The sequence below is a fragment of the Nonomuraea sp. NPDC050310 genome, from assembly GCF_040655795.1.
GTDB lineage: Bacteria > Actinomycetota > Actinomycetes > Streptosporangiales > Streptosporangiaceae > Nonomuraea.
Map to the genome: position 1 here is coordinate 158,706 of NZ_JBFAKP010000015.1, position 18,075 is coordinate 176,780.

Here is an 18,075-nt window from a genome sequence, read left to right on the forward strand (position 1 = left end):
CATGCGTGCGACAAGGGAGAGCACCGGCTGCGTCGACCGGGTCGGGCTGCGGCCGGGCGCGTACGGCGCGATCTCGGCGGACGGGGTGCTGCACCTGGTCACCTGGCGGCGCAGCGAGTCGTTCACGGAGGGGGCGGTGTGGAAGCTCGCCGTGCTGCGCCGGCTGGCCGCCGGGCCGGCCGAGCCGGCCGATCTGGCGGCGGAGGCTCCGCAGCACGACGTGGCGGGGTTCGTCGGGCTGCTCGGCGATCGGGGGTGGCTGACGGTCACCACCTGGTCCGAGGGCCGGGCGTTGTACACCGTCCGGCCCGAGCTCGCTCCCCCGCCGGCGCCGCCTGGCTTCGACGGCGCGGAACTCGTGCTCTCGCGCTTCGCGCTCATGCGGCGGGCCGAGGGCCTGGTGATCGAGTCGCCCATGGCCTGGGCGCGGGTCGAGGTGCACGACGCTGAAGTCGCCTCCTTCTGCGGCGCGCTCTCCCACGCCGCGAGCGCCGGCCCGCACGGGGAGGTGAGCCGCCGTGTCCTGCACGACCTGCGCCGGACCGGCCTCGCCGTACCGGCGGGCGACCCGGAGCCTCGGGCGCGCCTGTGGCAGCCGCACGAGCTCTGGTTCCACCATCGGACCCGGTCGACGGTCCCCGACCTCGGCTACCGCCGCGACCTCACCACCCCCACGCCTCAGGAGGCCGCCCCGCCCCGGCGGGCGGCTGTGCGGCTGGCCCGGCCCGACCTCGACCGGCTGCGGCGGCACGACCCGCCGCTGGCCCAGGTGATGGAGGCCAGGCGCTCGATCAGGGCCCATGACGACTCCGCCCCGGTCACCGCCGGGCAACTGGGCGAATTGCTGCACCGATGCGCCCGGGTACGGCAGGCCACCGGGCCGGGCGGCGCCCGGCACACCAGCCGTCCCTACCCCTCCGGCGGGGCCGTCTACGAGCTGGAGGTCTACCCGGTGATCCGGCTCGCCGCCGGGCTGGAGCCCGGCCTCTATCGCTACGACCCGCACGACCACCGCCTCGACCAGGTCGGCGGTCCGGGGCCTGAGTTCGTCCGGCTGCTGCATCAGGCCGCCCGCGCCACCGGCTCGGCGGGCCCGCCTCAGGTGCTGCTCGTCCTGGCCGCCCGGTTCGACCGGTTGATGGCCCGCTACCAGGACATCCCGTACTCGCTGATCCTGAAGCACGCCGGCGTGCTGCTGCAGACCCTGCACCTGGCCGCGACCGCCATGGGGCTCGGGAGCTGCGTCCTCGGCGCGGGCGAGGGCGCGGCCTTCGCGGCGGCAACGGGCCTCGACCCCACCGTGGAGGGCAGCGTGGGCGAGCTCGTGCTGGGCAGCCTGCCTGGGGCCGGCCGCTGATGGGCCTGTCGCTGCGCCGGGACACCTACTACGCCGCCTGCCCGGACGGGGTCTACGTGCTCACCCACTCGGGGTCGGTGTCGCTCAAGGGCCCTACGGTCGCCCGACTGCTCGACCTGCTCGCGCCCTACCTGGACGGCACGCACACCCTGGCCGACCTCACCGAGCACCTGCCCGCCCGCCGCCGTGAGCTCGTCCGCAAGCTCATCGCGCTGCTGGTCGAGCAAGGCCTGGTGCGGGAGCTGCCCCTCGAGGCGCCGCCGGACGCGGGCGGCCAGGTCACCTTCCTCAGCCACTTCCGCCCCGACCCGGCCGAGGCCTTCCAGCGGTACCGGGCCACCCGGCTCCGCTTCCTGGCACCGGGGCGCGGGCCGGAGCCGGGCGGCCTGCTCGGCGCCTGCGTCCGGGCCACGCGGCTCACCGGGCTGCGGGACATCGAGCTCGTCGGCGCCGACGCCCTGCTCAGCGGGCCGGACGGGCCGGTCGTGCACGTGGCCGACGAGCCCGACGTGGAACGGGCGGAGCTGGTCGACCGGCTGTGCGCGGAGCGCGGGATACCGCTGACGCAGGTCGTGGTGGTGGGCCGCAGCGCGTGGCTGGGGCCGGTCGGCGCCGTCCCCGAGCGGGGCCGGACCTGGTCGTCGGGCTGGCTCCGGCTGAGCGCCCGCCCAGAGGTACGGCCGGCCGACCGGCTGCCGGTGCGCGTGCGGGGAGCGGAGGCCGCGGTGGTGGCGGGACGGCTGGCGCAGAGCCTCTTCCGCACCGCGACCGGGCTCGTCGAGGCGGGCGAGAGCACGATGGTGGAGATCGACCTGACCACCCTGGCCGGCCGCCGGTGCCCGTTCCTGCCGCACCCGTTCACCCTCCCGGCCGCTCCCCCGACGGCCGCGGGGCTGCTGCGTACCGTCGCCGAGCTGGAGCGGGGAGCGCCGCTGAGCGAGGAGGAGTTCTCCACCCGGGCCGCCTCGTGCGCCCGCGACCCGGCCGGGGTGGTGAGCGAGCCGGACGAGCACGACTTCGCGCAGGTCCCGCTGCACGTCTCGCGGGTGCGGGTCTTCGACCCGGTGGGCACGGCCGAAGCGATCACCGTGACCGGGGCCGGGCTCGGCTTCGCGCTCGCCCGCTACCGGGCGGTGCTCAGAGCGCTGGCGGCCTACGCCTCGCTCATGGCCGATCCGCGACGCCTCGTCGCCGAGGACGGCCGGGCGCTCGCCGGGCCGGGCGACGATCTCACCGCGGTGCTGGGCGCGCTGCGGCGGGGAGACGTGCGGGCCTGGGCGTGGGGCGTCCGGGTGGGCAGCGGCGAGGCCTGCCGGGTTCCCGCGGCCGACGCCTTCCCCGGCGAGCCGCGGCCGGGCGCGGCGGCGGCCTACTCCTGGGCGGAGGCGGTGACGGCGGGCGTGATCGCGCTGTGTCACCGGCTCACCGTCGAGGAGCTCGCCGCCGCCGAGGACCCCTTCCCCAGGGTGCCGTGCGCGGGGCAGCCGCTCGACCCGGCCGGAGGGCGGTACCTGGCGATGCTGGCCGCGATCCGGGCGCGCGTCGAGCTCTACGACGTCACCGGGTCGCTGGGCGTGCCTGCCGTGTTGTGCCGTCTGGAGGGCGAGCCGGTGGGGTGCGCGTCGGCGCTGTCGTCGGGCGAGGCGGTGACCGCGGCGCTGGAGCAGGCGCTGCTGCACTACCAGGCGCGGCAGAACGGGCAGGCCGATTACGCCCCGCCGCCCGTGCCCGATGTGCCCGCTGGCCGGTGTGCCCGGCCGGCCGAACCGGTGGCGATCACGCTCGCCCAGGCGTGCGCCGCGCTCGAACGGGGCGGGCGGCGGGTGGTCGCGGTGCCGCTCGACCACGATCCGGAGGTCTTCTCGCTCATGCCGTACCTCGTGCGGGTGGTGCTCGCCGATGGATGAGCCGGTGCTGGTCGGCCGGGGGATGCTGGCCGACGCGGTCGCGCGGGCCGTGCGAGCGCTGCGGGCGGGGCCGGACGGCCTGGCGTCGGCGCCGGAGGACGTCCCGCTGGTGATCGTCTGTGCCGACGGCTGGGACGGCAGGCCGTACGCGCGGGTGAACAAGACGTGCACGGCCCGGGAGGTGCCCTGGCTGCCGGTCCGGGCCGAGCTCGGACGGGTCGTGGTCGGGCCGCTGACCCGCCCCGGCGTGCCCGGCTGCGTGAGCTGCGCCGAGGAACGGCGGCTGCGGGCCAGGGAGGAGGCCGCCGGGCACCGGGCGGTCATGGAGCGCCACGGCCTCGCCCTGGCCGAGCGGCCGTCGGAGTGGCTGACCCCGCTGGCCGCGGGGGTGATCGCCGCGCTGGTGGCCGACGAGGTGCACCGGACCCGGTCGGGCCGCTCGCCCAGGACCGCGGGCGCGCTGCTCGTGGTCGACCTGGCCGGGCTGGAGGTGGTCCGCCGGCCGTTCCTGCCGGTGCCCTCGTGCGAGGAGTGCGGGCGGCTGCCGGCCGACAGCGCCCGGCGGGCCCGCCTCGACCTGCTCGCCAGGCCCAAGCCGGCGCCCGCCGCCCACCGGGTCAGGCAGGTACGGCTGGCCGACCTGAAACGCGTCTACCTCGACGAGGAGTGCGGCGTGGTACGGCGGCTGCACCGCGGCGACGATCACGGGCTGGCGGTGTCGGCGGCGACGATGGGCCTGCGCGGGGCGCGGGTGGAGTCGGGCTTCGGCCGCACCCGCGACTACCACAGCAGCGGCGTCACCGCGGTCCTCGAAGCGCTGGAGCGCTACGGCGGGACGGAGCCGGGCGGCAAGCGCACGGTGGTGACCGGCTCCTTCGCCGAGCTGCGCGAGCACGCGGTGGATCCGCGCCGGTTCGGCCTGCATCCGGAGGAGTCCTACGGGCCGGGCTTCCCCTTCCGGCGCTTCGACGAGCGGGCGGGCTGCCGCTGGGTGTGGGCGCACTCCTTCGCGCGGGGCGGGCCGGTGCTCGTCCCGGAGGCGTTCGCCTACTACGGGCTGCGGCACGCCGACCCGGACCGGCCGCCGTTCGCCTACGAGATCTCCAACGGCTGCGCGCTCGGCGGCTGCCTGGAGGAGGCGATCCTGCACGGCGTCCTGGAGGTCGCCGAACGCGACGCCTTCCTGATGACGTGGTACGCCAGGCTGCGCCCGCCCCGGATCAGGCTCGCCTCGGCGGCGGACGGGAGCGTGCCGCTGCTGGCCGAGGCGCTGGAGGCGGAGACCGGCTACCGGGTGTCGGCGTTCGACATCACGGCCGAGCACGGCGTGCCGTCGGTGTGGGCGCTGGCGGTCAACCCGGACGGGCGCGACCGGCGGCCCAAGGCGGTGTGCGCGGCCGGCTCGCAGCTCAGCCTGGAGCGCGCGGCCGAGAACGCGTTGCGGGAGCTGGGCCCGGCGCTCAGCGATCTGCTCCGCCGCTATCCGGAGCAGCGCGGGCGGGCGGCGGCGATGGTAGCCGACCCCGGACTCGTCACGGGGATGCCCGACCACTCGCTGCTGTACGCCCACCCGGCGGCCTTCGAGCGGCTGCGCTTCCTGACCGCGACGCGGCGTTCGCGGGAGCTGTCCGGCGTGCCGGCCGCCTTCCGGCACGCCGACCTGCGCGACGACCTGGCCGGGCTGCTGGCGCGCTACCTGGACAGCGGCCTGGACGTGCTGGTGGTGGACCAGACCTCGGCCGAGCACCGGGCGGGCGGCTTCGCCTGCGTGAAGGTCCTGATCCCCGGCCTGCTGCCGATGACCTTCGGGCACGACCGGCGGCGGACGGCGGGCCTGCCCCGGCTGTACCGGGCGGTGTCGCCCGCGCGCGTCAACCCGCACCCGCATCCCTTCCCGTGAGGGTCGCGGGGGCGGGCCGACCGCGCCGGTTCAGGTCAGCTCGACGGAGCTGGCGGCCTCGAGCGGCGAGCGGATCCAGGTCATGAGCGAGACGCCCAGCCCGTAGGTGGCCACGCGGCGGCCGGGCGTGACGACGATGAAGCAGATGCCCGGCATGTCGGCCTCGCCGAGCGAGGTGATCGCCTTCAGCGAGCCGGCCGCCAGCAGGTCCTGGATGTGCGGGTCCTTGGCCGGGAGCAGCTCGGCCGTGCCCTGGAACTGCAGGGTGTACGGCGGGCCGAACGGGATGCGCCGGCTCGGCACGCAGATCGCGACGTGGCCGTTCTCCCGGATGTTGCGCGCCTTGACGGTGGACTCCAGCGTCGCCATGTACAGCTTGCCGCCCGCGTGCGCGTACAGCATGCCCGCGACGTGCGGCCGGTTGGCCGCGGAGGAGGTGGCGATGGTGCAGAACGTCTGCTTCGCGATCGTCCGCCGGACGACCGCCTTCAGTTTCTGGTCGGACAACGTCCGCCCCCTTCTGTCTCGGTGCCGGTCACACCCCGCGGCCGGCCGCCTCGCGGTGGCGCGCCTCGACGCGTTCCTTGATCAGAGCCATCTGGATCTTGCTGTTGTCGTTGATGCTGCTCTCCATCCAGGCGTCGTCGACGGGCGCGTCGGGCTTCATCGCGAAGTCCTGGATCCACACCATGCGGGTGCCGCCGGCGACCTCCTCGTAGGTCCAGCGGATGTTCATGTAGGCGAAGTTGCCCGGCTCGACCCGGCGGGCGGTGACCGTACGGGTGGCCGGGTCGGCGACGCGCTCCGACACCCACGACCACACCCGGCCCTGCTCGTCGGGGTGCTTGGTGAGCCGGAAGAGCACCCGGTCGCCGTCGCGTTCGAGGATGTCGGCCGCGGCGTACTCGCTGAACAGGTCCGGCCAGCCGGCCACGTCGTTGGTGACGTCCCAGGTGAAGCCGAGCGGCGCGGCGATCACGATCTCGTTCTCGGTGTGCGCGGGCATGGTCAGACCGCCTTCGCCGTGCGGTCGTTCACCGCGGCCAGCAGCTCGCCGGGCGTCTGGCTCGACTCTGCCTCGGCGCCGAGGGTGAGCCGGTAGCGCCGTTCGAGCTCGGCCACGATGCTCAGCAGGCCGAGCGAGTCGACCTCCAGGTCCTCGAAGCGCACCGTGGGCGATTCGAGGGTCTCGGCCGGCACCGTGACGCCCGCGCTCTTGCTCATGATCTCGGCGAGTTCCTCGTAGGTCAGCGTGAGCTCGGTCATGGGCTCCTCCTGCGATGCGGGTTCAGTGGCGGGTTCATGGGGGCGGGGTTCATGGGGGCGGGGTTCATGGGGGCGGGTTCAAGGGACGGGGTTCACGGGCGGGTCAGGACCAGGGCGGAGTTCCCGCCGTACAGGCCGCGGGCCAGGATCAGCACGGTCTCCAGGTCGGCCCGCCGCGCGGTGCCGCGCACGAGATCGAGGTCGTGGGCGGGGTCGGTCAGGTTGGGCACGGGCGGGATCAGGCCCTGCTCCATGCTGAGCACGGCGCAGGCGGTGTCGAGCGCGGCCGATCCGGCATAGGCGCGGCCGGTGCCGGCCTTGGGCGCGGCCACCGGCACGGCGGCCGCCCGGTGCCCGAACAGGATGCGCAGCGCCTCGGCCTCGGCGCGGTCGGCCTCCGGCGTGCCGAGCGCGTCGGCGAAGACCACGTCCACGTCGGCCGCGGACCGGCCCGCCTCGGCCAGCGCGAGCGCCGCGGCGCGGGCCAGGCCCTCGGCCGAGGGTCCGGGCCGGAAGGCGCCGGTGAACGTCGAGGCGTGCCCGGCGATCACGGCGCGGGGCGTGGCGCCTCGCTCGCGCGCCCCCGACGCCTCCTCCACCACCAGCATCGCCCCGCCCTCGGCCGGGACGAAGCCGCCGGCCGAGGCACTGAACGGCAGGTAGGCGCGGCTGGGGTCCCGCTGCCCGCTGAGCAGGCCGTGGCCGTACTGGCAGGCGAGGGAGAACGGCGCGTACGGCGCCTCGGCGCCGCCGGCGAGCATCGCGGCGCGCCCGCGGCCGATCTCGCGCGCGGCGTGGGCGAGCGCGTCGAGCCCGCCCGCCTCGTCGGTGACCAGCACGCCGCACGGGCCCTTGAGTCCGTGCCGGATGGAGATCTGGCCGGTGCTCGCGGCGTAGAACCAGGCGATGGACTGGTAGGGGCCGACCGCGCCGGGCCCTTCGGTCCACAGGCCCTGGATCTCGCGCTGGCCGAAGTCGACGCCGCCTGCGCAGCTCGCCGTGACCACCCCCATCCCGTACGGCGGGAGCCGCGCGGGGTCGAGGGCGGCGTCGTCGAGGGCGAGCTGGGCGGCGGCGAGCGCGATGTGGGTGAACCGGTCGGTCTGCACCACCCAGCGCCGCTCGACGTGCGCGCCGACGTCGAAGCCCGGCAACTGCCCGCCCACGGTGAGCGGGTAGGCGCCGGCGTCGTAGTGGGTGATCGGCCCGATCGCGCACTGTCCGGCGCTGGTGGCCGCCCAGTAGGCCTCGGCGCCGAGGCCGGTCGGGGCCAGCACGCCCAAACCGGTGATCACCGCCGTCCTGGCCGCCGTGATCCCGGTCGTGGCGGTCCCGGTCATGGCGGTCCCGGTCATGGCGGTCCCGGTCGTCGTCGTGGTCCCGGTCATCGGCTGCCTCCGCGGTCGAGGACCACGGCCGACTGGAAGCCGCCGAACCCGCTGCCCACCGACAGCACGGCGTCGAGCCGCCGCTCGCGGGCGGTGATCGGCACGTAGTCCAGGTCGCACTCCGGGTCGGGCGTCTCCAGGTTGGCGGTGGGCGGCACCACGCCCTCCCCCATCGCCAGCACGCAGGCGGCCAGCTCGATGGAGCCGATCGCGCCGAGCGAGTGCCCCACCATCGACTTGATCGAGCTCACCGGCACCCGCCGGGCGTGCTCGCCGAGCGCCCGCTTGAAGGCGGCGGTCTCGTGCCGGTCGTTCTGCTTGGTGCCCGAGCCGTGCGCGTTGACGTAGTCGACCTCCTCCGGGTCGAGCCGGGCCTCCGCCAGCGCGCAGGTGATCGACTCGGCCATCTCCACGCCCTCGCGGGTCAGGCCGGTCATGTGGTGGGCGTTGCCGTGCGTGGCGTAGCCGCCCACCTCGCAGAGGATCTCCGCTCCCCGGCGCATGGCGTGCTCGCGCTCCTCCAGCACCAGGACGGCGGCGCCCTCGCCGAGCACGAAGCCGTCGCGGTCGAGGTCGAAGGGCCGGGAGGCGCGGTGCGGCTCGTCGTTGCGCGCGGAGGTGGCGCGGATGGCGTCGAAGCAGGCCACCGTGATCGGCGAGATGGGCGAGTCGGCCGCCCCGGCGATCATCACGTCCGCCCGGCCCTCCTTGATCGCCTGGTGGGCGTAGCCGACCGCGTCGAGGCCGGAGGTGCAGCCGGTGGAGACGGTCTGCACGATCCCCTGGGCGCCGGTCAGCTCGGCGATCTCCCCGGCGAGCGGGCCGGGCGAGAAGGCCGAGTGCAGGAAGGGCGAGGTGTAGCGGTGGTCGACCAGCCAGGCCCGGCCCCGGTTGGAGGCCACGATGTAGTCGTTCTCCAGCAGCGTCGTCCCGCCCACGGCGGTGCCGAGCGAGACGCCCACCCGCCACGGGTCGGCCCAGTCGCCGTCCAGGCCGGCGTGCGCCAGCGCCTCGCGGGCCGAGACCGCCGCGAACTGGACGTAGCGGTCCATGCGCGCCGCCTCCTGCGGGTCGAGCCCGTTGGAGGCGGGGTCGAAGTCGCACTCGGCGGCGATCCTGGAGCGGAAGCCGGTGGCGTCGAACAGGGTGATGGCCCTGGTGGCGGTCCGGCCTTCGGCGAGCAGGCCGAAGAAGGCCTTGCTGCCGACGCCGCCGGGCGCGAGCACCCCGACACCGGTGACCACCGTCCGTCTAGTCACCCGGGCCCTCCTCGGTGTCCACGTGGCCGAGTTCGGGGCGGGGGGCCAGGGGGGTGAGGAAGAAGGCGATGTGCGCCTGCTCGGCGCCGGTGTTGCGGACGCGGTGCCGTACGTCGACGGGGACCAGGACGGCCTGTCCCGCCCTCAGCTCGTACGGCTTGCCGTCCAGGTCGACGGTGACCGAGCCGGTGGTGACGTACAGGTACTCCTCGGAGTAGGGGTGGTAGTGCTCGTTGACGCGCTCGCCCGGCCGCAGCACCGCCACGCCCATGTAGCCGGAGGTGGATCCGACGGTCTTCGGGCTCAGGAGCACGCGCAGGTCGCCGCCGCGCTTGGTGTTGCCCGGCACCTCGGCGAGGTCGACGACGCGGATCTCCGGCGCGCTCATGCCCGCTCCCCGGCGTCGAGCGAAGTGTGCCTGCGGATGGCGTAGCGCTCGTGCCTGCGGTCGTCGCTCACCGCCACGATGGGGGCGGCGAGCCGGTCCACCTGGTGGCCGCGCGCCCAGCGAGCGTAGTGCTCGGCGCTCTCCCACTCGCTGGTGATCACCCACTGGCCGGGGTCCTCGAGCGACTGCAGCAGCTGGTCGCTGAGGTGCCCGTCGGCCGCGGCGACGTCGTGGCGGATGCCGTCGTAGGCGGCCACGAGTTCCCCTTCCCCGTCGGCGCGCAGGTGGAGCATCACCCGCAGCCTGCTGTCCGCCGCGCTCACGCCGGCTCCAGCACGGTGCCCTCGACGACGTGCAGGCTGGTGCCGGGGACCGGGCGGACGGAGTCGTACTGGATGCCGGCGCGCTCCATCAGCTCGCTCAGGCTGCGCCGGGTGTGCTTGCGTCCGCCGACGTTGAGCAGCAGGAACAGGTCCATGGTGGTGGTGACCTTCAGCTCGGAGCTGTCCTCGACGAGGTTCTGCACCAGGGCCACGCGGGCGCCCGTGGGGGCCGCCTCGGCGACGCGGCGCAGGGCGTTGAGGGTGCTCTCGTCGTCCCACTCCAGGACGTTCTTGAAGATGTACAGATCGGCCTCGACGGGCATCTCGCGGCGGCAGTCTCCGCCGACGACCGTGGCACGCTCGGCCAGGCCGCCGCCGGGCAGCAGCGCGGCGTCGGCGCCGGCGACGACGGCTTCCAGGTCGAACAGCACGCCGCGGGCCCGCGGGTGGCGCTCCAGCAGGGTGCGCAGCAGGTGGCCCTGGCCGCCGCCGATGTCGGCGACGGTGGCGACCCCGGTGAGGTCGAGGGTGTCGGCGACCGCCGCGGAGGTGATGGCGCTCGACTGGGTCATCGCCCGGTTGAACACCTCGGCCTGGGACTCGTCCTCCTCCTTGAGGTAGGCGAAGAACTCCTTGCCGTAGATGTCGGGGAAGACCGCCTTGCCGGTGCGGACCGCCTCCTCCAGGCGGGGCCAGGCCTCCCAGGTCCAGGGCGCGCTCGCCCACAGCACCATGTACCGCACGCCGACCGGGGCGTCCTCGCGCAGCAGCCGGGACAGGTCCGTGTGCGCGTAGCGGCTCTCGCCGACCTCCTCGAAGACGCCGTGACTGGTCAGCGCGCGCAGCAGGCGGTCGAGCGTCTCGGCGTCGGCGCCAACCGCGGCGGCCAGGGCGCTCGCGTGCGCGGGCTCGTCGCCCAGGGCGTCGGGCAGGCCGAGCCGTACGCCCGCGCGCAGCGCGCCGGCGAATCCCAGGCTCATGCCGAGTTCGCGCAGTCTCGTCACGAGCAGCGGGTCCGGAGTTTCAACGCGAGTATTCACGAATATCCGCCTCTGCCTCTCTGTGGATTGGTCTGCGGTCAGCGTAAATGAATAGGCCTATCTTTCATAGCCCCGGTCAAGTTAATCTGACATCGACCGTGAATCCCGTTCGAGGAAGGGACACAACCTGCCATGGCTGAGATCTCGACCGGCCAGGACTTCGCCACCTTCATCAATGTTTTCCGTACGGAACCGCGTAACCAGCAGCGGCTAATCGACCGGATCATCGCCGCTCACAAAGCGGTAATCCAGCACCGTCCCGGCTATGTCTCCACCAATGTGCACGCCAGCGTGGACGGTTACGTGGTGGTGGACTACACCCAGTGGCGGCGGCGCGAGGACTTCGAGGCCATGGTCCGCGATCCCGCCGTGGAGCCGCACTTCCGGCCGATCGGCGAGCTCACCAAGGGTGAGCCCATGGCGTACGAGGTCGTGTACTGCCACGACGCGGACTGACCGGCGGCCGGACATCGGCGCACCCCTGGAGCGATTACGCCCAGGGGTGCTTTCGTTAGTGCCTCTAACTTGACTTTATACCGCTAACGTCGTACCATCACCCCGTCACCAGCTCGTCATTAACCGAGCCATTACCCGGTAATTCTCCGATAATGGACCGAGTAAGAGAGGCTTATCCGATGGAGACTGCCGCCGTGACGCTGAGCGTCATCCTGGCCATATCCTTCCTCGGCTCCGGCGCCATGAAATTGTTCGGCCAGGCGAAAGTCGTGGCCGGGCTGAAAGAACTCGGCGTGAGCCGGCAGATGACCGCGGTCATCGGCGCGCTCGAATTGGCCGCCTCCGCGGGGCTGCTGATCGGCATAGCGGTCCGCTGGCTCGGTGTGGCCGCGGCCGGCGGGCTGGTGCTCTTGATGATCGGAGCCGTCGTCACCCATGTGCGGGCCGGCGACTACGGCGATCCCAAGCGCCGCCCGCCGGCGCTCATGCCGGTGTTCCTGGTGGTGTTCTCGGCGGTGACGCTGGCTCTGCTCCTGACCACGCTCTGAGCGCACCCTCGATCATCAGCGCACCGGCCAGCGCGGCCGAGAGCTCCGCGGCCGGGTCGGCGGGAAGCGCCTGGGCCCGCCAGGCGACGAAGCCGTCCGGCCGGACCAGCGTCGCGCCGTCGCGGCCGGTGCCGAAGGCCGTGGCCCAGCGGCCGGTCAGGTCACGCACGTCACCGCCCGGCCCGGCGCGGTGTTCGCTCAGCCGCAGGCCCGGCCGGTCCGCGGCGGCCTTCGCGACCGCTTCCGACCAGCCGGGCGCCGAGGTGAGCAGGGTCCAGCCGGGGCCGAACAGGTCGAGCGTGGACGTGCGCCCCCCGGCGGTCTCGACGGGCAGGTGCGCCGCCCTCGACCCCGGCCGCCCCGACGGCTCCCTCGGGTTCTCCGTCCCGCCGCCTCCCGGGTGCGGCGGGTAGAGGTAGCCCAGGGAGACGGTGTTGTGCGGGAGCTGCGGCGGCAGGGGCGGCGGGGCCGCGCCGTCCGCGGCGAGCCAGGAGAGGGGCATGCGGGCCAGCGCGTGCACCAGGGTCAGGTCCGCGACCGGGCGCCGCTCCTGGTCGTAGCTGTCCAGCAGATCGGTCCCGGCGGTGCCGTCGAGGACGGCGGCCAGCTTCCAGGCCAGGTTGTGCACGTCCTGGATCCCGGTGTTGCCGCCGAAGCCGCCGCTCGGCGGCATGACGTGCGCGGCGTCCCCGGCGAGGAAGACGCGGCCGGCCCTGAACCGGTCGGCGACCGCCGCCGCGACGTCCCAGGGGCCGACGCCGCGCACCCGCGCCGTCGGTTCCGGGCGGCCCAGCGCGGTCTCGATCAGCCGCAGGCAGCGTTCCTCGGTGAAGTCCTGCGGCCCTTCCCCCCGGTCCGGGTCGTAGGAGACCGACAGTTGCCACAGGCCGCCGTCGCGGGGCAGCAACGCGCCGCCCACGTCCTCCACGTAGCAGGCGCCGAACCGGCGGCCCTCCAGCTCGGCGGCGAGCTCGGCCTCGAAGACCACGCTGACCTGGTGGCCGAGCACGCCGGGGCCGTGCCGGGCGACACCGAGCAGGCGCCGCACGGTGCTGCCCGCCCCGTCGGCGGCGATGACGTACCGGGCCGGCACGACGGACTCGGCGCCGGAGGCCCGCTCGCGCAGCCGCACGAGCGCCGCCGGCTCCCCGTCCTGGAGCCCGGTGACCTCGACGCCGTAGCGGAGCACGGCTCCGTGCCGGACGGCGTGCTCGGCCAGGATGGGTTCCAGGACGTTCTGGTCGCAGGCGCAGGCGTCGGCAGGGCTGAGTCCGGCCGCGTCGTCCTCCCAGGCGGCCGTCTCCCAGACCGCGCCGGGCGCGGACAGGTTCCGCACCCGCGCGATCCCGCCGATGTCGCCGCCGGGGGTGCCGGCCCGCTCGATGGCGCCGGACAGGCCCACCGAGCGGAACAGCTCCATCGACCGCACGGTGAGCCCGCGGAAGCGCGGCAGCGGCGAGGGCCCCGTCGCCCGCTCCACCACCTGGCAGGCCACCCCGTGCGCGGACAGGAACACCGCCGCCGACAGCCCGGCCAGCCCGGCGCCCACGATCAGGACGGGGACCTCCTCGGCGGCGCTCATACCGGGACGGCCTCGATCACGCTGTCGGACGGCAGCCCGGGGAAGAGCACCGACCGCACCGACCTGACCTCGAAGCCCGACTTGTCGAGCAGCACCCGGACCTCCTCCTCGCTGCGCTCGCGGCCGTCGACCGCCATCATCAGCAGGTCGATCAGCTTCGCCAGGCTGAAGCCCTCGCCCTCCAGCAGGTGTTCGAGGACGAGCAGCCGCGCGTGCGGCGGCATGGTGGCGCGGATGGTGGCCAGCAGCTCGGCCGACTTCTCGTCGTTCCAGTTGTGCAGGCAGTGCGCGAGCACGTACACGTCCCCGTCGGGCGGGACCGAGTCGAAGAAGCTGCCGCCGACCAGTTCGCACCGGTCGATCAGGCCCTGCGCGGTCAGCCGCTCACGGGCGTAGGGCAGGGTGTCGGGCAGGTCGAACAGCACGCCCTTCAGGTGCGGGTTGTCCTTGAGCACGTGCTCCAGGAGCGCGCCGTCGCCGCCGCCGAGGTCGACCACGGTGCGGGCGCCGGAGAAGTCCATCTCCGACAGGGCGGCCATGGCCACCCGGGGCGCGGTCCTGCCGTGCGCGGCGAAGAAGTGGTCGCGCAGCTCCGGGTGCTCGCCGATGTAGTCGTACAGGTGCTTGCCGTACACCTTCTCCGAAGCCGGGCGGCCGGAGCGCACGCTGGGCAGCAGCTCGGCGAAGAGCTTGATGTGCTCCAGCCCGTTGAGCAGGATGAAGTGCTTGAAGGAGGAGGGCGAGTCCGAGCGGAGCATGCGGCCCTCGTCGTTGAGGGCGAAGTGCCGGGGGCCGGTCTCCATGAAGACGCCGACCGCCGACAACGCCCGCATGACGCGGTAGAGCGAGTCGGGGTGCGCGCCCACGGCGGCGGCGACCTCCGCGATGTCGCGCGGCTCGTCGGACAGGTGGTCGGCCACGCCCAGCTCGCACACCACGTACCCGGCCTGGGACAACCAGGTGCCGGTCAGCACCCCGAACAGCGGGCGCTGGTTGATCTGCGGCGGTTCCGCGACGGTCATGTCGGGTCCTTTCATCAGCGGGCCGCCGGTCCGGCGCCCGGCTCCCAGTGGTAGAACTGCCGCGCCGAGGCCTGCTGGACCGAGCCCCAGCGGCCCTCGAACGGGGTGATGTACTCGTCGAGCGCCTTGCTGATCTGCTGGAAGAGCGGGTTGTCGTGGTTGCGCGTCAGCGGCCCGGCCACCGGCTGCTCGGCCTCGACCATGTGGATGTAGATGTCGTGGAAGGTGAAGAGCTTGCGCCGGGTGACGCCGATCAGGTGCGGCAGCTCGGTGGCGTCGGACTCGGCGAACAGGCGGGCGATCTCGGCCTCGCTGCCGGGCTTGAACTTGGCGACAATGAGGGTGGTGTGCATGGCGCTCCCTTACGTTCCGGACGGCGCGCCGACGCGCGCGATCGAGTACTCGAAGACGTTCTCCTGGCGGACGGTGCCGTCCGGCCGCACCGAGCCGGCGAAGGCGGTGTCGAACAGGGCGCGCACGGCCGGCTCGCCCAGGTGCCCGATGGCGAAGCGCAGCAGCCCGGTCGAGCTCAGCGCCATCCAGGCGGCCTCGACGCTCGCGTAGACGAACGGGCAGGCCACCTCGCCGGTGGTCACCGGTTCCAGGCCGGCGCGGCGCATGACCGAGCGGATCTGCGCGGGGGTGTTGGCGGCCTCGCCCTGGCTGCCCTGCGGCGGCCGTGGCAGGGCGGCGACGACGGAGAAGAGGAAGCCGGTGGTCTCGCACCGGTCCGGCTCGCCCCAGCCGCCCAGGCAGACGGCGCCGCCGTACCGAATCTTGCGGGCGAATCCGGCGACCGCGGCCACCGGGTCGGCCGCGTAGCGCAGGGCGTTGAAGGACATGACCACGTCGAAGCTCCGGTCGGCGTACGGCAGGCCGTCCAGCGTCCCCGTGCTCAGGTCGGCGGCTCCGGGCACCCGGCGGCGGGCGATGCGGAGCAGTTCCGGGGCCGCGTCCAGGCCGCTGACCTCGGCGCCGCGCGCGGCGGCGAGGGCCAGGGCGAGGCCGGAGCCGCAGCCGACGTCCAGGACGGTGCTGCCGGGGCGGAGGTCGAGAGCGGCGAGCGCCGCCTCGAACAGCGGGGTGCACTGCGCCTCCTGGATCTCGGCCCAGTCATCCGCCTGCTGGTCCCAGAGGCCGGCCTCCGTCGGAGGCGGGGCCGGGGGTGAGGCCGGGGGTGTGGCCCGGGTCGGCGGTGAGGCCGGGGTGGTGGTCACGACGTCTGCTCTCCTTGATCGGGCGGAGCGTGTACGGGTAGCGGTAGGTCTCCTCGCCGCGCAGGGCCGCGACCCCGGCGAGGATGGACAGGACGAAGGCGGCCACCCAGATCACCGGGACGAGCAGCACGCCGACCACGGTGAAGGGCAGGGCGAAGCTGGCCCCGACGACGGTGAGCTGGAAGTTGAGCGCCTCGACCGCGTGCCGCCGCACGTGCGGCGAGGCGTGCCCGCCGAGCAGCAGCACGGCGGCCGGGCCGAGGATCGGCAGGCCGAGCGGGGCGAGCAGGTGGGCCAGCCCGGCGACGGTCCGCGCGCCGCCGCCGGGCGGGGGCGGGCGCGGGACCGCCGCGGGCGGCGGCACCTGGTCGCCGTAGAGCTCCGTGACGATGGCCAGGAGCTCGGCGCCGGTCCGGGCGGTGATCGCCTGTTCCAGCGCCTGCTCCAGTTCGGCCTCGTCGCAGCGGCCTTCGGCGTAGGCGGTCTTGACGTACTCGACCACCTGGTCGCGTTCGGCGCCGGTCGGGCGGGCCAGAGCGGCGTGCGCCCTCGGGACGTGCGTCCCGTCAGAGGTCCACGGTGATGTCATAGGTGGCGATCCAGGTGTTCATCTGCAGCGTGTTGTCCAGCAGGTTGCGTTCCATCCGCCCGGCCGGCCCCGCGCTGTCGGCCCGGGCCTGGGCCCGGTCCTTCGCGAGCAGGCCGTGCACGGGCGCGGCGGGGTCGGCCAGGATGCCGGCCAGTTCCCGGTTGGCGGCCTGGTCGTAGGCGGGGTTCTGGGTGGAGGGGTAGGGGCTCTTGCGCCGTTCCAGCACCGAGCGCGGGAGCAGGTCGGCGGTCGCCGCGCGCAGCAGGCTCTTCTCGTGCCCGTCGTGGGTCTTCATCGACCAGGGCGCGTTGAAGACGTACTCGACGAGCCGGTGGTCGCAGAAGGGCACCCGCACCTCCAGCCCGCAGGCCATGCTGGTGCGGTCCTTGCGGTCCAGCATGAGCTGCAGGAACCGGGTCAGGTGCAGGTGGCTGATCTCGCGCATCCGCGCTTCCTTAGGGCTCTCCCCCTCCAGGCGCGGCACCTCGGCGATCGCCTCGTGGTAGCGCTCGGCCAGGTAGCTCTGCAGGTCGAGCTTCTGCAGCAGGCCGAGGTCGAACAGGCCGGTGTGGTCCATCGAGCCGTAGGCGGTCCACGGCAGCACCGGCGCGTTGACCACGTTCGGGTCGTGGAACCACAGGTAGCCGCCGAACAGCTCGTCGGCCGACTCCCCGGAGATCGCCACCGTGGAGTGCTCGCTGATCGCCTTGAACAGCAGGTAGAGCGAGGCGTCCATGTCGCTCAGCCCGATCGGGATGTCGCGCGAGCGCAGCACGGCCCCGCGCGCCTCCGGCGAGGCGAGCCGGGCGGCGTCGAGGTCGATGTCGGTGTGGTCGGAGCCGACGTGCCTGGCCACCTCGGCGACGAACGGGGCGTCCAGCGAGCCGCGCATCTCGTCGGCGGTGAACTCCTCGCCCTGGCCGGCGAAGTTGACCGAGAAGGAACGCGCCTTCTCCCCGCGCAGGCCCAGCTTCTTGGCCGCCAGGGCGGTCAGCACGCTGGAGTCGAGGCCGCCGGAGAGCAGCACGCAGAGCGGCACGTCGGCGACGAGCTGCCGCTCGACGATGTCCTCCAGCAGGCCGCGGACGGTGTCGACGGTGGTCTTGAGGTCGTCGGTGTGCGGGCGGGCCTCCAGCTTCCAGTAGCGGCGGGCGGTACGGCCGGCCGCGCTGATCTTGACCGTCTGGCCGGGGAGCACCTCGAGGATGTCGCGGTAGACGGTCTTGCCGGGGATGCGGGTGAAGGTGAGGATCTCCCGCAGGCCGTCCAGGTCCATCACCCGCTTGACCAGCGGGTTGGCGATGATCGCCTTGGGCTCGGAGCCGAAGACGACGCCGTTGGGGGTGGGGTGGTAGTAGAGCGGCTTGACGCCCAGGCGGTCGCGGACCAGCAGCAGCTCCTGGCGGCGCACGTCCCAGACGGCGAAGGCGAACATGCCGTTCAGGTGCTCGGCGCAGTCCTCGCCCCACTCCAGGTAGGCGGCCAGCACCACTTCGGTGTCGCTGGCCGTACGGAAGCGGTGGCCGCGGGCGCGCAGTTCCTCGCGCAGCTCGCGGTAGTTGTAGACCTCACCCGAGTAGGTGAGGACGGCCTGGACACGGCCGTCGTGCTCGGCCGTCATGGGCTGGACGCCGCCCTCGATGTCGATGACGGCGAGCCTGCGGTGGCCGAGACCCGCGTGGGTCTCCAGCCACACGCCGGCGCCGTCGGGGCCCCGGCAGGCCATGGTGTCGGCCATCTCGCCCAGCAGCCGCCGCTCGCCGGTGAGATCACGGTCGAAGTCCACCCATCCGGTTATGCCGCACATGCTCGGTCCTCCTTCGGTGGGGATCT

19 protein-coding genes are annotated in these 18,075 nt (G+C 73.9%); 5 read left to right on the top strand and 14 right to left on the bottom strand.

The window, feature by feature from the left end; all coding sequences use genetic code 11:
• The first annotated feature begins 1 nt into the window (after position 1).
• Genes AB0I67_RS29625 through AB0I67_RS29635 form a run of 3 tightly spaced genes read left to right on the top strand, consistent with a single transcriptional unit; the run spans position 2 to position 5,164 of the window.
• On the top strand, positions 2–1,357 hold the full coding sequence (locus tag AB0I67_RS29625; protein ID WP_357929851.1) for a SagB family peptide dehydrogenase: 1,356 nt from the start codon (positions 2–4) through the stop codon (positions 1,355–1,357).
• Complete coding sequence (locus tag AB0I67_RS29630) at positions 1,357–3,264, top strand: YcaO-like family protein (RefSeq protein ID WP_357929854.1); 1,908 nt, start codon at positions 1,357–1,359, stop codon at positions 3,262–3,264. Before AB0I67_RS29625 ends, AB0I67_RS29630 begins: the two co-directional genes overlap by 1 nt.
• Complete coding sequence (locus AB0I67_RS29635) at positions 3,257–5,164, top strand: TOMM precursor leader peptide-binding protein (protein WP_357929857.1); 1,908 nt, start codon at positions 3,257–3,259, stop codon at positions 5,162–5,164. Before AB0I67_RS29630 ends, AB0I67_RS29635 begins: the two co-directional genes overlap by 8 nt.
• A gap of 30 nt (positions 5,165–5,194) precedes the next feature.
• On the opposite strand, the gene AB0I67_RS29640 is transcribed toward AB0I67_RS29635, so the two are convergent.
• From AB0I67_RS29640 to AB0I67_RS29675, 8 genes are all read right to left on the bottom strand, one after another.
• Entirely contained in the window at positions 5,195–5,671 is a 477-nt protein-coding gene (locus tag AB0I67_RS29640) for a pyridoxamine 5'-phosphate oxidase family protein (RefSeq protein ID WP_357929860.1), read from the bottom strand.
• Positions 5,672–5,699: 28 nt separating this feature from the next.
• Positions 5,700–6,170, bottom strand: a complete 471-nt coding sequence (locus AB0I67_RS29645; protein ID WP_357929863.1) for an SRPBCC family protein — start codon at positions 6,168–6,170, stop codon at positions 5,700–5,702.
• A 2-nt stretch (positions 6,171–6,172) separates the two neighbouring features.
• Positions 6,173–6,430: an acyl carrier protein gene (locus AB0I67_RS29650; RefSeq protein WP_357929866.1), complete on the bottom strand. Its 258-nt coding sequence runs from the start codon at positions 6,428–6,430 to the stop codon at positions 6,173–6,175.
• A gap of 92 nt (positions 6,431–6,522) precedes the next feature.
• Positions 6,523–7,818 (bottom strand): beta-ketoacyl synthase N-terminal-like domain-containing protein, encoded by a 1,296-nt coding sequence (locus tag AB0I67_RS29655; RefSeq protein WP_357929869.1) that lies wholly within the window; start codon positions 7,816–7,818, stop codon positions 6,523–6,525.
• Positions 7,815–9,077, bottom strand: coding sequence for a beta-ketoacyl-[acyl-carrier-protein] synthase family protein (locus AB0I67_RS29660; protein ID WP_357929871.1), 1,263 nt, complete (start codon positions 9,075–9,077; stop codon positions 7,815–7,817). Before AB0I67_RS29660 ends, AB0I67_RS29655 begins: the two co-directional genes overlap by 4 nt.
• Positions 9,070–9,465 (bottom strand): cupin domain-containing protein, encoded by a 396-nt coding sequence (locus AB0I67_RS29665; protein ID WP_357929874.1) that lies wholly within the window; start codon positions 9,463–9,465, stop codon positions 9,070–9,072. The genes AB0I67_RS29660 and AB0I67_RS29665 overlap by 8 nt, the downstream gene beginning before the upstream one ends.
• Entirely contained in the window at positions 9,462–9,788 is a 327-nt protein-coding gene (locus AB0I67_RS29670) for an antibiotic biosynthesis monooxygenase family protein (RefSeq protein WP_357929877.1), read from the bottom strand. The genes AB0I67_RS29665 and AB0I67_RS29670 overlap by 4 nt, the downstream gene beginning before the upstream one ends.
• Positions 9,785–10,792 (bottom strand): methyltransferase, encoded by a 1,008-nt coding sequence (locus tag AB0I67_RS29675; RefSeq protein WP_357929880.1) that lies wholly within the window; start codon positions 10,790–10,792, stop codon positions 9,785–9,787. The genes AB0I67_RS29670 and AB0I67_RS29675 overlap by 4 nt, the downstream gene beginning before the upstream one ends.
• A gap of 168 nt (positions 10,793–10,960) precedes the next feature.
• Between AB0I67_RS29675 and AB0I67_RS29680 the strand changes: the two genes are divergently transcribed.
• Together AB0I67_RS29680 and AB0I67_RS29685 are read left to right on the top strand one after the other, a co-directional pair.
• Entirely contained in the window at positions 10,961–11,284 is a 324-nt protein-coding gene (locus AB0I67_RS29680; protein WP_357929883.1) for an antibiotic biosynthesis monooxygenase, read from the top strand.
• 194 nt (positions 11,285–11,478) lie between these two features.
• Entirely contained in the window at positions 11,479–11,832 is a 354-nt protein-coding gene (locus AB0I67_RS29685) for a DoxX family protein (RefSeq protein WP_357929885.1), read from the top strand.
• Here AB0I67_RS29685 and AB0I67_RS29690 read toward each other — a convergent pair.
• From AB0I67_RS29690 to asnB, 6 genes are read right to left on the bottom strand one after another with little or no spacing between them, the layout of a single operon-like run.
• Positions 11,768–13,414: an FAD-dependent monooxygenase gene (locus AB0I67_RS29690; protein ID WP_357929887.1), complete on the bottom strand. Its 1,647-nt coding sequence runs from the start codon at positions 13,412–13,414 to the stop codon at positions 11,768–11,770. The genes AB0I67_RS29685 and AB0I67_RS29690 overlap by 65 nt on opposite strands.
• Entirely contained in the window at positions 13,411–14,436 is a 1,026-nt protein-coding gene (locus tag AB0I67_RS29695; RefSeq protein ID WP_357929889.1) for a methyltransferase, read from the bottom strand. Before AB0I67_RS29695 ends, AB0I67_RS29690 begins: the two co-directional genes overlap by 4 nt.
• A gap of 14 nt (positions 14,437–14,450) precedes the next feature.
• A complete protein-coding gene (locus tag AB0I67_RS29700) occupies positions 14,451–14,789 on the bottom strand; it encodes a TcmI family type II polyketide cyclase (RefSeq protein WP_357929892.1) in 339 nt (112 codons plus the stop codon).
• Positions 14,790–14,798: 9 nt separating this feature from the next.
• A complete protein-coding gene (locus AB0I67_RS29705) occupies positions 14,799–15,653 on the bottom strand; it encodes a methyltransferase domain-containing protein (protein ID WP_357929895.1) in 855 nt (284 codons plus the stop codon).
• On the bottom strand, positions 15,550–16,242 hold the full coding sequence (locus AB0I67_RS29710; RefSeq protein WP_357929897.1) for a DUF1707 and DUF4870 domain-containing protein: 693 nt from the start codon (positions 16,240–16,242) through the stop codon (positions 15,550–15,552). The genes AB0I67_RS29705 and AB0I67_RS29710 overlap by 104 nt, the downstream gene beginning before the upstream one ends.
• Positions 16,220–18,049 (bottom strand): asparagine synthase (glutamine-hydrolyzing), encoded by a 1,830-nt coding sequence (asnB, locus tag AB0I67_RS29715; protein WP_357929899.1) that lies wholly within the window; start codon positions 18,047–18,049, stop codon positions 16,220–16,222. Before asnB ends, AB0I67_RS29710 begins: the two co-directional genes overlap by 23 nt.
• Positions 18,050–18,075 lie beyond the last annotated feature (26 nt).